General features: G+C 48.8%; 13 protein-coding genes. 2 read left to right on the top strand and 11 right to left on the bottom strand.

Translation table 11 applies throughout. The annotated features are described in order from the left end of the window. Window positions 1–162 precede the first annotated feature (162 nt). Window positions 163–954, bottom strand: coding sequence for a 5'-methylthioadenosine phosphorylase (locus ACG2E4_RS12850; protein WP_395261936.1), 792 nt, complete (start codon window positions 952–954; stop codon window positions 163–165). A gap of 312 nt (window positions 955–1,266) precedes the next feature. Here ACG2E4_RS12850 and ACG2E4_RS12845 point away from each other — a divergent pair, with 312 nt between their 5' ends. After that, window positions 1,267–1,539 carry a hypothetical protein gene (locus ACG2E4_RS12845; protein ID WP_395261935.1) on the top strand — a complete coding sequence of 91 codons (273 nt, stop codon included), beginning with the start codon at window positions 1,267–1,269 and terminating at the stop codon, window positions 1,537–1,539. 243 nt (window positions 1,540–1,782) lie between these two features. Here ACG2E4_RS12845 and ACG2E4_RS12840 read toward each other — a convergent pair whose 3' ends face one another. From ACG2E4_RS12840 to ACG2E4_RS12805, 8 genes are all read right to left on the bottom strand, one after another. Continuing rightward, window positions 1,783–2,517: an ABC transporter ATP-binding protein gene (locus ACG2E4_RS12840; protein ID WP_395261934.1), complete on the bottom strand. Its 735-nt coding sequence runs from the start codon at window positions 2,515–2,517 to the stop codon at window positions 1,783–1,785. Then, entirely contained in the window at window positions 2,511–3,290 is a 780-nt protein-coding gene (locus tag ACG2E4_RS12835; protein ID WP_395261933.1) for an ABC transporter permease, read from the bottom strand. The genes ACG2E4_RS12840 and ACG2E4_RS12835 overlap by 7 nt, the downstream gene beginning before the upstream one ends. Continuing rightward, a complete protein-coding gene (locus tag ACG2E4_RS12830) occupies window positions 3,274–4,155 on the bottom strand; it encodes an ABC transporter permease (protein WP_395261932.1) in 882 nt (293 codons plus the stop codon). The genes ACG2E4_RS12835 and ACG2E4_RS12830 overlap by 17 nt, the downstream gene beginning before the upstream one ends. Next, a complete protein-coding gene (locus tag ACG2E4_RS12825; protein WP_395261931.1) occupies window positions 4,121–5,341 on the bottom strand; it encodes an ABC transporter substrate-binding protein in 1,221 nt (406 codons plus the stop codon). Before ACG2E4_RS12825 ends, ACG2E4_RS12830 begins: the two co-directional genes overlap by 35 nt. A gap of 54 nt (window positions 5,342–5,395) precedes the next feature. Continuing rightward, complete coding sequence (locus ACG2E4_RS12820; protein WP_395261930.1) at window positions 5,396–8,395, bottom strand: TonB-dependent receptor domain-containing protein; 3,000 nt, start codon at window positions 8,393–8,395, stop codon at window positions 5,396–5,398. 92 nt (window positions 8,396–8,487) lie between these two features. Continuing rightward, complete coding sequence (locus ACG2E4_RS12815; RefSeq protein WP_395261929.1) at window positions 8,488–9,204, bottom strand: DUF2064 domain-containing protein; 717 nt, start codon at window positions 9,202–9,204, stop codon at window positions 8,488–8,490. 1,129 nt (window positions 9,205–10,333) lie between these two features. Further along, on the bottom strand, window positions 10,334–11,218 hold the full coding sequence (locus ACG2E4_RS12810) for a mechanosensitive ion channel domain-containing protein (RefSeq protein WP_395261928.1): 885 nt from the start codon (window positions 11,216–11,218) through the stop codon (window positions 10,334–10,336). Between the two features lie 477 nt (window positions 11,219–11,695). Beyond that, window positions 11,696–12,067, bottom strand: coding sequence for a hypothetical protein (locus ACG2E4_RS12805; RefSeq protein ID WP_395261927.1), 372 nt, complete (start codon window positions 12,065–12,067; stop codon window positions 11,696–11,698). Window positions 12,068–12,279: 212 nt separating this feature from the next. Between ACG2E4_RS12805 and ACG2E4_RS12800 the strand changes: the two genes are divergently transcribed. Beyond that, complete coding sequence (locus ACG2E4_RS12800; protein WP_395261926.1) at window positions 12,280–12,702, top strand: DoxX family protein; 423 nt, start codon at window positions 12,280–12,282, stop codon at window positions 12,700–12,702. Window positions 12,703–13,055: 353 nt separating this feature from the next. On the opposite strand, the gene ACG2E4_RS12795 is transcribed toward ACG2E4_RS12800, so the two are convergent. Next, complete coding sequence (locus tag ACG2E4_RS12795; RefSeq protein ID WP_395261925.1) at window positions 13,056–13,487, bottom strand: Crp/Fnr family transcriptional regulator; 432 nt, start codon at window positions 13,485–13,487, stop codon at window positions 13,056–13,058. 10 nt (window positions 13,488–13,497) lie between these two features. After that, window positions 13,498–16,248, bottom strand: coding sequence for an Npt1/Npt2 family nucleotide transporter (locus tag ACG2E4_RS12790; protein ID WP_395261924.1), 2,751 nt, complete (start codon window positions 16,246–16,248; stop codon window positions 13,498–13,500). Window position 16,249 lies beyond the last annotated feature (1 nt).

Raw genomic sequence — 16,249 nt, 5'->3', positions numbered from 1 at the left:
TTTGTTCATCTGAGGCACCATTTTGGGATAATCAAATCGCAGAAATGCAAGGTTTTTGGCCAATAAGGGAATTAGTTACATGTAATTGTCATAAAAATATAACTCATTGGTAACCAATGAGTTTATATGGGTATGGGATGTCCTGATTAACCAATAACTATACTAATACCGATAAATGTGATTGCCAAATTCAACCGGTTCTCCCCGCTGTAAAAATTCCAGGAGAATGTTCTCTGTGGCTGAGCGCGCCTGCTCCAGCGTTTCCCTGATATCCTCTTCAGGCGGATTATCAATGCCGGGAACTGAATATTTGTGTCCGACCACCAGCCCCGAAACGGGGATTTCGAGTTCATTGGCCAATACTACTTCGGGCGCAACGGTCATGGAGTTGACATCTCCCCCCAGTTGTGCCCACATACGGTTTTCAGCCGATGTTTTACTGCGCGGGCCTCCCGCATAAACGAACACCAGCTCCCGGTTCGGTTTGTAGATTATATCAGGATCAAGTCCGTACACCTGGCTTGCCAGTTCTTTTGAAAACAGTCCCTCGTTTAATACCAGGTGTCCCTGGTTTTCCGAAGGATCTTTAAACATCGTGCAGGTGGATCCATCCGGCAGACGGTTCTCCGGCATCATCATGTCGGTCAGCAGCATCGGTTTATACAAGGGTAAATCCGGATCCAGCACGCCAACGGAACTGTTGATTAGCAGGGCGCCGCAGTTGACCTTATGGAGTGCCGCGGCCTGCGCCCGGTAGTTGATCTGGTTTGGGAGCAAATGGTGAGGAACGCCATGCCGGATGATGGCATACACCTCCCGGTTACCGGTCACGGTCGTTTTATACAGCTTCTGATTGCCCCAGTCGGTGGCAATTTCCACCGTCTGCATATCCAGGGCTTCGGGTATGCTTTTTTCAAAGGCGCTGCCGAGAATAACGGCTAGGGATTTAGTCAAAACAGAATATTTTAAATTAACGTGGCTTTATGTTCATTTTTTCAACGATGAAAAAACGAACCAAAAAAATCGCCGCCTGGTGAAATTTTTGTGGCGTTCCCTCCGCCGCAGCTAAAACCATTTAACTCAATCCGCTGGGAAACACGGATCTCAAACAGAAATGGTTTCTTTACGCTTCGGCTCCAGTCACTCGAATCAACAAAAATTTCAAAGGGCGGAAGGGTGAACGATTTAAAATTACGAATGATAAATAATGAATTTCGAGGGAGTTTTATAACCGGGTTATTGCACTAAAACCAACCGGAAGAATCTATGTCTGACGAAGGGCGGGCGGCAGATCTGAGCAGCGGCCGGATCGATATCCGCCCTGAGGAGTTTAGATTCTTCTTGATTGTTGAGACCCTTTTGTATCAAGACAAAAGGGTCACCTCTAACACTTGGAATTTGCAACATAATTTTGCGGAAGCTTTAAATAGGGTTCCTAAAAAAATCTCAATAGCTTTTCCCAAAGGAAGAGGTGTTCCTTTTTGTGTGAACAAAAAGGAACCCAAAAAATCACCGGCGGGATTAGTTATTGGTTATTAGGAATTAGTTATTCGTTGTCCCAAATAACTAATAACCAGTCACAAATAACTACCCTGCGCCCCCGGGGCGGCTCAGAAATCGCCAGGCCGGAGGGAGAAAGCCCAATTTCACTGGCAGCCATCAAGTCCAGAAAATACTTGCAGTTGAACAGCTCATTATTTCTGTTAAGTCATTGTCACACAGACAATTAAATTGTGTTAAGGAACTCATAAATAGTGTAAAAAAGAAAAAAGGGTGATGCGTTTACTGCTTATCAGATATTGTTTGCCAAAAATCGATTTCTTCCTTAACGCTGTTTTCCCCTGATTGTACAAAGGCCTCGATGGAATCAAACATTTTAAGGTTCCCATTATCCAGTTTTGCGATGCGGTCGCCCATCAAGATGGCTTCTTTTACATTATGCGTGACAAAGATCGCCGTGATGTTAATCTGATCCGCAACGCGTTTAAAGAGGTTCTGCATGCTGGAGCGCGTATCAGCGTCCAGGCTGCCAAACGGTTCGTCGAGCAATATCACTTTTGGATCGGTAATCAGGGCGCGTCCAAAAGAAACGCGCTGTTGCTGCCCGCCGGAAAGCTGGTGAGGCATCTTGTCCTGCATACCGTTCAACTCCAGTTGATTGATCATCTTATTCGTGCGCTTGGTAACGGTTTTTTCATCCATTTTACGCAAACGAAGGCCGAAAGCGATATTTTCAAATACATTAATATGGGGAAACAGCAATGCCTCCTGGTAGAGATATACGATATCACGCTGGCTGGAGGATAGAGATTGAATGTTCTTCTCTCCCACCCAAACGGAACCCTGGTCAGGTGATTCCAACCCTGCCAAAATCTTGAGCAGCGTCGTTTTCCCGCACCCCGACCGCCCGAGAATGCTCAGCGTTTCATACTCCTGCAGTTCCATGTTCAGGTTTATCAGCACCTGTTCGTCTCCGAACGACTTTGTTATGTGTTCTGCCCTGAGTGGATTTACCATCGTTTCTTAAACAGGTATTTTTTGTTGAAATAGAGCAAAATGATCGGTGGCAGTACCAGCAGCAAACTGCTCATTGCGGCATTATAAAAATTGGCTTCATTAATGTACTGGAACACCTTCAGGGTAAGCGTCTGCACTTTGCCGACTCCTATCAGGGTCGTGAGGCCGTATTCAAACCAGGATATCAAAAAGGTTTGGAAAAAGCAGACCAGCAGCAGGCCCTGGGCCATCGGCAGGAACACACGACGATAGGTCTGCCACCTGTTGCCGCCCAGCGTTTGAACCAGTTGTTCCATATTTTGGATACGGTCGCTCCAGAAACCGCTAAACAATATGACGCTGTACGGGTATGCGATCAAGAGCTGTCCCAGGATCACTCCGACTGCATTCCCGGATAGCCCGGCCCGGATAAAATAGAAATAAAGCAGGGCCGCGTAGATGATCGGGGAAAGTACAAAGGGAAAATAGGAAAGCCGCATCCACAGGCTTCTTTTGTGATGGTACGCCAGGTGTTTGCTCGTATAGAATCCGCCAAAGGTTGAAAGCGTAGCCACAGAAAAGGCGATCCCCAGCGAGAGCACCAGGCTGCTGAACAGATCGTTATTGCCGCCTGCCAGCGATATCCAGCGCTGTAAGGTCAGCGAATCAGGCAGCACCTCGGGAAAAATCCAGCTGACCGAAACGGAGAGCAGCAGCAGAAACACCACCGGGAATAGAAATGTCACGGCAAGGGTCCGGGCCAGATATGTTGAGAAATTAGTTGTCGAGATCATAGCTGAACGACCGTGTTTTGAAGATCACAATGAGCAGAATAATAATGACAGCGATAAACAGGAGCGCCGCCACATACGCTTCAGGGATGGTATCGAGGCTGAATTTTCGAAGTTTGCGGATGATCAGCACCGACATCATTTGGGGCGACTGCTGCCCGAGAATCAAGGGAATCTCATACGATCCCAGTATAAATATGGTGTACAGTATGATGGTGGGAAACCCGCGCCGCAGCAGAATCGGAGCTTCAATCCGAAACAGTTGCTGTGCTCTGGAGGCCCCCAGTGATTTGGCCACCTGTGTAAACTCCCCGATCTGTTCCCCGTCATACAGGTTCATGAAATAAAGCCCAAAGAATGGCACCGCCATAAAGGTATGTGCAGCAATAATGCCGATGCCAAAGGGATCATTCACCAGGTCGGGGAATGTGGCGGAATCGGATATCCAGCCCAGCTGCCAGGCGATGCGTGACAGCAACCCGGACTGTGAGGCCAGCTGAAACACCAGAAAGGCGACAACAATGGCTGGAAAAGCGAGCGGTACGTACAGCGAAAAGCCCGGGAATCCTTTTTGCAGCGGCTTTTTCAAAAAGAGTGTGAGACCAAGTGCAGCTGTAATGGTAAGTGTAATGGTGACCAGCGCAATATAAAAGGTGTATCCCAAAGAGTTCCAGAATTCTGCATCTGCCAAGACTTGTTGCCAGTAAGATAGGGTCACGCCTTCACTTAACAGTCCAATAATTCCGAGACTATAGAGCACGGCATACAGAATCCCCATAAGCAGCGGTGCCACCGTCAAAAGCAGGAATAGCAGAATACCTGTCGCCTGAGCTTTACTGCTGAATAATGTTTGTACGGAAATCCTCATACAGTTGAATCATATATTCGGGAGCCAGTTCCTGAAACGCGTGATTGTTGAGCGAATCCCTCGCTGGGGCATATCTTCGCTGCGGCATCTGCCGGAATTCTTCTTTCCACTTGTCGGGCAAATTGTCCATTGCAAGCACCGTCCCGTCGCCCCACACATCGGGCCGGGCTTTCCGGTACTGCGCCTCCGGTGAAATAAGAAAGTTACTGACTACCATGGCAGCGGCTTTTTGTGGAGCATTCACGGGGATACCAAGATAATGGGAGTTTTGTATGGTACCATCTTCTAGTACGAATGCACGGGCGGTCTTCGGGAAAAAGCCTTCCAGAATTTTATTGTCCACTTCCGAGTCGTTGTTGCTCATGGTGAAATGGAGTTCACCGTTCACAAAAAGCTGGTGCATGGCGGCCACGTTCTCAGGGAATGTTTCGCCCTCTTTCCACATATATGGTTTCAGCCGGTTGATATAGTCCCACAACCGGCTGGAGTATTTCTGATAGGCTTCTTTGTTGAATTCGCCGTCCAGCGTTCCCGGACCGGCCATCCCGATCAGCAGCGATTTCAGAAAAGTCATGCCGGAAAAGTCATTGGCAATGGTAAAGCTCCCAGGATGCCGCTTTACGTATTCAGCCAGCGCCTGCCGGGTGGTCGGCGGATCCGTCACCCGCGCTGAGTCATAGATCATCGTAAACTGCACATTGCCCCAGGGGACTTCATACCCGTCAATGGGCTGCTGGAAGTCATATTTAATAAACGGGTTGTCCAGGTCGATGTAGGTTGAATTGGGGAGCTGTTCCAGAAAAGGTCCATATAATCCTTCTATCTGCCGAAGCTGGTAAAAGGTTTCGCCGTTGATCCACACGAGGTCAAGTTCGCCTTCCTGTTTACCGGCTTGCAACTCACTCATAATGATAGAGACAATGGTATTGCCCTGCCCGTTGGCAACTTCCAGGTTGATATCATACCGCTTTTCAACTTCCGGCACCACATAGGTTTGCATGTAGTCGTTTATGTTGGGATCTCCCATCCACATCATCATGCTGACGGTCTGGCCGCGTGCCTGTTCGGTGATCTCTTCCCATGACAGATTCCGCAGGTTTGGATCGGTTCGTTGGGATGAGCAACTCCCGATCCCTAACACCGAGACCAGTATAACTAAAATGTAAATAATGGGTTTTTTAGGCATAAATCGAGATTACTTAAACCTCCAAGGTTTCAAAAACCTTGGAGGTTTGGAGATTTAAAACAGGTATCGCAATGAAAACTGGAACTGGCGTGGCGGACTCGCATTTTTTTGCACCAGCCGTCCCGAGGATGCAGGTCCCACCTGAATTTGGTTGCTCTGGGTGGCATTATTTGCGTACCCGCTCAGATTCTGTGCATTGAAGATATTGAAAATATCGGCCCTGAACTCCAGGTTTTGTCCGCTGGTTACGGGCAGACGGTATTGAATGCCAATATCAAATGTAGTAGCCCAGGGCAGTCGGTCGCTGTTCCGCGGTTCGCCCGGACTCCGGTCGCTGTTGCCTACATAAGCAGCGCCAAATGAGCGGCCGTCCCCGTTGAGATCGGTAGTGCCATATTTTTCGGCATCGGGTATCCTGTTGATCGGCTGACCGCTCTGCAGCAATCCGGCCATGTTTATCGCAAATCCGTCAAATGGATACCACGTGAAAAAGCCGCTGATTACATGGGTGCGATCGTTGATGGACGGTCCCCACTCATTTTCGAAATTGTTGGCGTCCATCGCCCTGAAATTGATATCCTCTGTGTTGTTTCGAAGCCTCGAAAGCGTGTAGCTGAGGCGATAGGAGTAGTCGTCATCACTCCGTTCTTTTCGCAAGTTGAAACTGGCCGCCCAGTACCGTGATTCCCCTTTGGTTTCTGTCATGATCACGTTTCGGCCAATTCCGCGAAGAGTATCTTCCTCAACAACTCCGTAGGTCCCGTTTTCATCAGAATAGATCGGCACCGGGCGGGTGGCATCCGCCTCGGCCTGTGAACGAATGGTGACGTTTTGCGGATCGATCGGGTAGGGAGCGGGGGCATTGATGTCTCGCAGCCGGAACAGGTTGAAGGAGCGCGTGTGCATCAGATCCACATAAAACAGTTTGTCCCGGTCAACCTGAAGCTGGTATCCCAGCGAAAACTGGTGGGTATAGGGATTGTCGTAACCGTTTGGATTCAGGAGCCGCAGGGAATTGCTGAAAATACTGTTTCGATCAGCGGATATCTCAGAAGAGGTCGGTCCCTCGAGATAATCGACATTGTTAAGCCCGGCAGAAACGTTGCCGTTGAATGTCACCTGATCCAGGTCGGTATCCCCGGGTATTTTGCCCAGATCTTCCAACTGCTGCAGTTGTCGCTTGAAATCGGGAGCTGTCGAACTCTGCTGCAGGGCATCGCTGTACACAGAATAGACAATTTTGTCATAAAAAAGACCGTAGCCTCCCCGGAAGCTGCTACGATCTGTCAGCTTGTAATTGAAGTTAAATCGGGGAGCAAGATTATTATAGTCCCCGGAATCACTTCCCCCTTTTGAAAGATTATCGTAATCGTACCGGAGGCCGAAGGTCAGGTTGAGCCGGGAACTGACCGAATACAGATCCTCAATATAAAAACTGTAGATATTCTGGCGGGTACCGAAACGGGTTGGACGCAGTTCCACGGAATAGTTCAACACTTCGGCACCATCCGGAATATCTACCAGATCCAGAGAACGACCCGGGTTGCTCGCGGCCACAGCATTCAGCTGCTGCTGGTTTAGTTTTACCGTGTAGTTCCCGAATGCATTGCCGCCCCCGAGCAGGGAGTGGTCGGAACTCAGGATACTGGCACCGGCTTTAAAAGTATGGTCACCAGCGTACCAGGTAAATTTTTGCTGGAACTGGAACGTATTTTCGATTGCATCAAACTGAAAGCCGGGATTACCGACAATAGCAATCGTCTGTTCAGAAGGGCCCAGCACTGTGGCGGAGGGACGGTTGGGGTTTTCGGCATTGCTGTAGTTCCACCGGAAACGGGAATATTGCAGGTTGGTTTCGCCGTGTAATTCTCCCATTCGGTAACTGTTTTTGAGGGTGGCATGAAACGAATTGCGGTCCTGGCTGTTGGAGGCCGACGGGAAGGTTACTCCGCCATCGATGCCGCCGCCCTGACGTTCAATGTTGATCAGGCCGGTATTTACCCGAAGCGATGACCGAAAATTATCGGCCCAGCGGTGGTCCAGCTTGCCGGAAAGTAAGGTAAAGCGATTTTGCCCGGGCACTGTTTGATTAATGCCCAACTGGGGCACGTTCAGCAAATTGTCCTTGAGATCGAAGATCTGTTCCGCATTCAGGTAAAAGAATGTTTGATCCTCCACAACGGGACCGCCCAGGCCAAAGCCAAACTGGTGGCGGCGGAATCCCTCCTTCACCTGGTTCCCGGTAAGGTCGCGCTGGGCAAAACCGGTTTCCCCGTCCAGCGGCTGCCCGGGCCTGACCACGTAAAAGGCTTCGCCCCCAAACTGGTTGCTGCCCGACTTCGTGGTGATATTAAACACGCCGTTCCCCGATAAGCCGTACTCGGTGGAATAGTTGTTGGTTAGCACAGTCACATTTTGTACAAATCCCGTCGGAATCGGGAATTTGGGTCCGCCCAGGAACTGCTCGTTGTTGTCCATGCCGTCGATCAGGTAATTGGTGTAGAGCGAGTTGGCCCCGTTGATACTGACGCTCGGCGCCTCGGGAAAAAAACCGGTGGCGGGCACGACGTTGGGCAGCCGGTATAACGCCGTGTTAATATCCCGGGCCTCCACCGGCAGCGTTTCGAGCTCTTCAGTATCCAGTTCGGCGGCCACCTCCGCATCAATCGTATTGATTTGGGTGATCGGGGCCTGCACCGTTATTTCATCTAATTCAACGGTCTTTTTGGACGAAAGTACCATCGTCACGCTGCGCATGGTGTTGGACCGGAGCTGAAGAGGATCGGTTACCAGACCGTGGAACCTCTCACTTTCCGGGATATTCACCCGGTATGTACCGGAGGTGGGGAGGCTCGTAAAACGGGCTTTTCCCTGTCCACCGGTTACAGCGCTTTGGGTAACACCGATCGAGGCATTTACCAGTGTCAATTCCAGGTCGGGTATTGGATTTCCATTTTCTTTCTGGATAACCGTTACTTCCAGGTCCGCCTGGGCACGTGTTTTTGTCGCAAAAAGTATACAAAGCAGGATCAGCAGCAGGGATATACGCTTCATTATAGAAAGATCATGTCTGATTAAAAATGAATGGATATGGGGAAACCTGTGCCAGCAATTTTTCACAGGATTCCGGTATCGGGACGATATAATCAGGCGATAAAAGGAGGGGCGCGAAGCAGTAGCGACGAAGAAGCCGGTGAGGTGGGCGTTTGAAGACACTCCTGTTTAAATTGATCTGAATATCCGGCTAAAATACCCCGGATCAGGTGGATCAGATGGAAAAGAGGCTGCAAAAACTGGGCGTTCCCGATAAACGAGACCAGGGAGGCATGGTTGTCAATATCCGCATACGACTCAAGCCGGGCTATTGAGAGCTGGTCAGATGACTGTTCCAGGATGGTATCAAATAACCTGGGGGTCCTCCAGGGTAGCTCCTGAAAGGAGTCGGCCTCAAACGCTTCCCGGCTGTAGCCCATCAGCCAGGTTCCTCCATCTTCGGCGGGACCCAGTACAATGTCATCCGTTCCGGCAGCAAGGCGTCGGGCCGCTTCACTGATATGGGCCGCTTTCAGTTGTGGCGTATCGTTGCCGACCGCGATGACATGCTCATACCCTGCGTTAAATACTTGTTCAAAGGCATGGGCAAAACGTTCGCCGAACGACCCGCCTTTCTGCATTTTTTCATCAATTTCAACAACGGGCAGACCGGTTCTTCTGATTTGCCTGCGGGTATGCTCAATTAAGGAGCTCGCAATATGAACATGCCGGCGATCACAGTTGTCACCGGCAAACCGCTTGCAGCCTCCCTCCGCTTCGGCGGAACGGGTAAAAAAAAGAACTGCGACATTTATATCGGTCGATGCCATAAATTATTGCTTTTCGGGACCTTTGCAGAACCTGCTATTTTGTTGGTCAATGGTTGTATCACCGACCCTATTGACTTTTTTTAAACGGGAGTACAACTCCCTCATAACAGAGGAATAGAGGATTTTGCAAAGCCCATGTTTTTATTTATAGACACAACGAAAAAAGTATTCAGCATCTCTGTTTTATCACTCCTTTTGACGGTACGTGAGCGGCGGGTCTTACGACATTGCCGGCAGAACTCAGTGAACTGGATAGAACGTCCAAACCCCGGTTTTGCAAAGCCATTGAAACCAGTGATCAAGAACATCCCGGTACCACGTGAACAAAGAGATAGTCAAACAACATAATCAACAACATAGTGCTCGGAAACGGACTTTAAAAGAAGGAACTCCATAGAGTGGTAGTCTGGTTTTTCGTTGCGGAAAATCCAGGAATAACCTGCCCTTCGGCATGATATCAAGAAGGCAAAAATCAACGTCAGGACCGTGAAAACGTTAAATGAGATGATGGCTAAAATTCCGAATTGAATGAGATAGGCTCAATATAACCGACTACTGCAAGCACCAATGGTGGGATAATCAGGGGATTCGCCGTATCGGACAAGATCCTGGCCTTAACTTCCGAAATTGTGCTTTTCTTTATCTGGTAATAGCGTGTCAGCGGCATGACCGAGGCATCCTGTTTCTTATTCAGCTTTGTGTACTGAAAGTGGCATGATAAATTAATGTGGGAGTTTGGTTTTTAGGATGGTTCGAAATCATTCCTTCTTACGAATTTTATCGATATTGAGATCAGTGAGAAACAGGATATCCCAACTAAAAGAGTTGGTTTTTAAGGGACTATGAAAACCCGCACCTTATGAGCGATACAATAGATTTATGGAGTCTCAGCTCGCTCATCGGATTACATAAACAGTCGCCCGATGAGTGATACAAATGCCTCTTATAATGTATACCTGTATTTAAGCAGGGCATCCCCAGAGTAAAGCTATGTCATTATCTGCCCGTATAACGGAAAGTTGGATGGACTTTTGAGGAAAACCCAAATTAATGTTACTAAAATAATATTACTGGCTAGCCAGTAATATTACCTATATTTGTGAATAATCCGGGATAAGATGAATACAACCTATTGCTCAGCCTGATCATCGGTCTCTTTATCCTCTTTCTTTGCAGCAAAATCATTGTTACTCAACACTTCCGATAATATAGATTGCTCAATAAAACTGCGCTGTCCCGATTTTACAGGTATCCGGATAATCAGGTGAACCTCCCCGGCTGTGGGGATCTGTATGGTTACCCGCGGTTCTACTGTCGGCACGTCAAGCCCTCCCTCCTCGCTAAGCTGTTTCATGTGCCTTCGCACCTCCTCAAGATAAGGCTCGCAATGCCGGTTTGCCGATTCAAGGAACGTCTCCTGTGCCCCCCGCCAGTCATCTTCGCGTTTAAAGGGGATGGTAAAGACATGCAGAATATAGTCGTGGGTATAGCTCTCATTGATAACCGGCTCTGATACGAATAGCGCGTTGGGGATCACCGTCATTCGGCCGGTTCGCTGGTGGGTAATCTTACCCGGACCGACCTCCAGAATGGTAGTGGCAAGCAGATTTTGATCGATCACATCACCCCTGAAATCTTTGACCTGGATACGGTCACCAAGGTTAAAAGAGCCGGCACCGGTCTTGAGTATGGAGCCGGTAACACATAGAATAAGTTCCTTCGTGGCCACTACAAAAGCAACGGCAATCGCAACAATAGAAAGCGCGAGGGTACGAAGCTCTTCTCCCCATATAAAGAGGAGTCCCAGCAAGAGCAGCAGAAGCAATCCATTGCGCGACTGAACCAGCCATCGGCGCCGCAGCTCGGTAGAGGAAACACTCCGACGGATATATCTCGAAAAAAGCCATCGCAATATTATTGTTGCAAGAATGAGTATGGCCGTACTTATGAGCATATTCGGCAACGAACCCGACACGTAGAAATACTCCAGCCACTTTCTGAGGTCTTCAAGCATGATTTTTAGTCCTGCATATTCAACTCGGTATTAAAACACATTATATACTCTTGTGGGACGCACTGCAAATCCAGGATGTAACGCAACAGATCAAAGACCTGGACCAATACGCAAAGTCCACTGCTAAAAAATTCAGGTAGAACTTATCCCTGGATACATCAATAATAATCTGTATTGATTTCTACAATCAGTATCATTCGGTATAACTGAAAAGAACTCGCAATAAATTGGTCTGGTTATTCCCCTCATCTGATGTTTAGTATGAGGTGGGGATGAACATTCAAGCCATTGGTAGCATTATGATAATAAATATGGGATTTTTCGACGACATATTCTCTACCTGTTGCTGTTGTTGTATCACAGCACGTGAAGAGGATATGTGTATGAAGATTTGAATCATTTCACTTTCAATATACAGATCTCATCACACAAAACTGGTGAGGCTTTTTTATTTCTGATCCCAAAAAAACACAACTATTATGCCTGGTACATGGTGGTTATGGCTGCAAGCGTACTGTCAGGCATATAATTTTCTTTGACAATGATGGCGCCATTGGACATCGGGTTCTCTCCATTCATGGCGGCGTCATAGGCAACATCATTCAGGTATATGGCCAGGAGCATGCCGTGGGGCTCGGTACCCTCATACAGCTCTTCCGTGCCCGGAAATAGTCGCCATGAATCCTGGTAGTTTTCCTGCTCAAGGTGATTCCACACCGCCGTTCCCGAAGCCTGGAGATCCGTCACCTCTTCCATATCGCTATCATTGGTTCCACATGCAACCAGAACCAGCGCGCTGAAGACAGCTGCAATACTGATTTTCATCCCACCTGCTATTCGATCCATCATAGTGTCCCTTTATTTAAGTTCTAATTTCGGTATAAATAATTAGATGGGGCTAACTTTATTCTCTTGGCAAAAAAAGAGAATTTTTTTACCGCTGGGAATGAATGAGGTGCGGCGACCGTCTCATGAATGGAGATTCGGGTAAGAACTTCGTGTTTGAACGCATCCATTGATAACAACTTTGTAACCATTAAAAAATCAACGGGGATATTACGATGGATCAACTGAATAAACTTTCGGGTATAGCGCACTGGCTTCCCAGGCTTTCACTGGCGGCCACCTTTATTTATCACGGGTTCCCAAAAGTAGCGATGACCGGCGACGTAGCCGCGATGATGGGTATGCCGTTTATCATGGTACTGATGCTCGGCATCGTCGAAGTGGGAGGCGCTTTGCTTATGCTGTGGGGTGGATTTGGTCCCGATTGGGCTACACGAATCTCCGGATTGTTATTTACAGTGGTAATGATTGGAGCGATCGTAATGGTCCATGCGCAATACGGCTGGAACTCGATCAACATGGGAGACAACGGTGGACGCGGAATGGAGTTCCAGGTATTGATTATCGCCGTATCGCTGCTTTATGCCTTCAAAGGCAATGCCCTGAAACAAAAAGTTGACGTTAGCACCACTCCATAACATCCACAAGACAGAAAGAGGAAGGCTGGAAGATGTCTTCCTCTTTTTTTAACTCCTCATCACGTCCGCCGCAAGCACTGGTGGCACCCAACTTGGGCCCTGACCAATAACTCCCATTCATAACCAACGCAATGGGGTGTCCTTTTTTAGAGGCCCTTGCAAAACATTCGAATCACCGTTCGGAGGGAGTTGCACTCCCGTTAAAAGGTCGGTAGTACAACTACCTCCCAACAAAATAGCAGTTTTGCAAAGGTCCCGAGCAAAAAGCGAACAGGGGAAGATGATTAGAAAGGCCCAGGTAGAGACTGCAAATTTACGTCCCCTGCCTGCCGAATGAGAAAAGGGTAATAAAATCATACAATTGCATCTGACAGTTCAGTGAGTTTGCGTATCCTTTTTACAAAATATTTTAGTACCCCCTGGCTCAGGTTCACGCGTTCCTCCATCAGGTCATAAAAGTCCATTCGGTTGATCGTTAAAAAATGACTTTCTTCTTTACAGACAGCGCTCGTAAGCCGTTCGCCGCCGTCAAAAAATCCCCAGACACCGATAGCTTCCGAATTGGTTAACTCTTTTCTGAGCAAACCGTTGCGTTTCAGCTGCACCTTGCCATTTATTAGCAGAAACAGCGATTGAGACCGGTCGCCCTCTTCAAACAACACGTGTTCTCTGTCCGCCGCAAGACTTTGGGTAATTCCGGCCAGGTGCGCCAGTTGCTCAGACGGGATATCGGCAAAAAGCTCAATGCCCTGCAGGAAAATGACGCGTTCAATTGTTGTATCCATGATCTTCTGATTAAGTGTCGTTTGCATTTCGTTTGATAACCAGCTCCGCTGTTTCCCTGATCAGCTTGTGGGGTGAGTGCGCCACTTCTCGCACTTTCGCCTGAAGAGTGGCGGGACATTGGGGAGAGACACTGTATATCGCGCAGATCTGGAGCCACAGGTCCTCCCCGTTAATCAATTGCAGCAGGCCCTGGTCATACCGCATTTGGGGGATGTCAAAGAGCCTGCGCCCTGCCTCCAGTTTTTCAGGCTCCGACCGGCTGTCAATAATAGGGAAAATGTATTGATGATCTGCATCGGTTAATACGTTATCCAAAAACTCAATGGCAGCAGATCGTTTATCCGGGGAGATACTTTGCAAGGCCAGATAAGTGCCATACATATCACGGGAGTCATAAATGAGTCCCAGCAGTCGGAATATGCGCTCAGTGCCCTGTTCCATCTTTTCATCAAGCGCTTTTAACAAAATTTTGTTCGGCCTGTTCGGGGGCTGAAGCTGCTTCATGGCAAGCAGCTCAAAAATATTCTGCGCCTCACTTCTTATGATGGCACGCACTCTCATTGTCTTCATGGCAAGAGACGGGCGTTCCCGGAGCAGCTTGTTAAGACTTTTGATGACATGGTACCGCAGGTCGGGATCATCAATACGGATCATTTCAAAAAGCTGGTCGGCCGAAATTTGCTCCGGGAGATAAGCAAAAATACCGGGAATGCTCTTGCGAATATTTTTGGAGACTGATTCATCAAAAAAGCGATCTTTGAACAGGATCAGGTGATCGCTGCCAAAGGAGGCAAGGGCCTTCCTGATTTCGATCTTGTATTCGGGATTTTCCAATTTCTTTATCAGCAACGGGATAAAGCGGTCGTTCTGTTGGCGTCCCATGCTGGCGATGGCCTTCCGTACCACAGAGGGGTGATCATCATCCAGGAGTTGAGAAAGGTATTTCCGGGATATGCGATCGTCATTAATATAGCCGAGTGCATCGGCAATCTGGGCTTTAATGACGATTGCATCCTTTCCCTCTTTATGGAGCAGCTGATCGAAAAAATCCGGTTCCACCAGGTCGGTCGCCGAACCCCGGTGCTTGCTGGCACATCCGAGTGCAGCCGATTTTAACTTGTAGCTGCTGTGGTCCAGGTATGATTTAATAACACTTGTGGGATCCTCGCTTGAATGCCGGCACAGATAGTAGATCGTTTCCAACCGGATTTCCGGGTCCTCATCATCCAGTAACTCCTTTATCTCCTCAGTAAGATTCAGGGACTCCACATCCTGCAGCATCTTCAGCGCCCTCAGTTTTATTTCTTTGTTGGAATGATATAACAGCTGCCGGAGCTCGTCCGCAATCTTGTCAACTTCACCGTCTTCCAACAGGATCAGGGTGTGCAGCACCTGGGAGTCGCTGGAGCTGGAAAGCGATTCCTTAATAATGGTCAGGATGGTGGATTCATTGAGATTCAGGGCGATGCTGCCGGTGCCGATCAGCTGTTTCTGGACCGAGTTGCGAAACTTGTCCACATAGCCCCTTTGGGCCTTGATGCCCAGTAAAATCCAGACGATTAACAACGTAATAACAGCATAGGTTAACAGGTGTACCGACCATCCCAGTACCGCGATAAAGCCCAGCAGGAGAAGCCCGCCCAGCCCACGGGAAAACCGATCCACAAAAATATCGATAAAGATTTTGGTCTGTTCTTTCGTGTGCTGGGAAAGGGGCAAAAAGAGCAGTTCGCGCCCCGTTCTATCAATGGAGTAGCGGGTAGCGCCGTCAAACCCATTCAGGATAACAACGGACGCCAGCACCGGTTCTATGGCCATCAGTATGGCTCCGATCATCATACCGGCGGGACGGGATAAAATAGCCCCGGACAGCCCCGTTTTTTTAATGATTTCGGAGGAGAGCAGTACCTGAATCCCCAGCGATGCCAGGCTGATACCTGCATAAAAGGTGCCCATAAAGGCGGTCAGGCCGGCCGTATCAGGATGGGCATCAAACGCCAGGGCCTTGAATTGATAATCGGTAAAGGTAGTTGTGATCATGGTCAGGCCGATAATAGCAGCCACGGTCAGCTGGTAGCGGGAAGTCAGCACGTTCCTGGCCGACTTGAAGGCAGAACTGCTCTTTTCCCGCTCGCCTCCTGTCTGCTCCTTTCCGGCTTCCGCGGATTGCCCGGGGATGAAGTAGAGCAGCACAATTCCCGCCAAAAGCAACGCGATACAGACATATAACAGGTTTTCCGTGGACAGATCGAGCAGGGCAACGATAAGGCTGGAGGTTTCACTACCGGTGATGGCCCCAAAAATAGCTCCCAGCGTCAGGAAGGAAAAGATCCGTTTGGATTGGGATGGCTGGAAAATAGTATTGGCCAGCAGCCAGAACAGGGATATCACCAGGATGCCGAATATGCCGACCCATATGTAGAACCCCATAAAGATCCATTCCATCCTGAACTGGAACAGCCACCGGATAAATAACAAGTTGGCCGCCAGCGCCCCCAGGGTCCATATCAGGACGTTGCGCACGGGGTAGCGTTTCATGACCGAGGTTAGGAGCTGCGTGACCGGAATGGAGACGACAGCCAGCAAAATATACACGTAGGGGAGCTCACTGGGACCATTTTCGGTGAGGAACAGGCTGTCGCGGGCGGGCTTCAAAAAATATAGCACGACCATAAGGATGAAATGAAGCCCAAACATCAGGAGTACCCGCTGCCATTCATCCTTGCGGATATCGTAAAACGTGGAAATTAGTTTTTTCAAG

This window comes from Halalkalibaculum sp. DA384, assembly GCF_043951955.1.
Classification (GTDB): domain Bacteria; phylum Bacteroidota; class Rhodothermia; order Balneolales; family Balneolaceae; genus JAMQKA01.
Note: the sequence above shows the minus strand (reverse complement) of the source record. Positions and strands in the feature narration are given on the sequence as shown.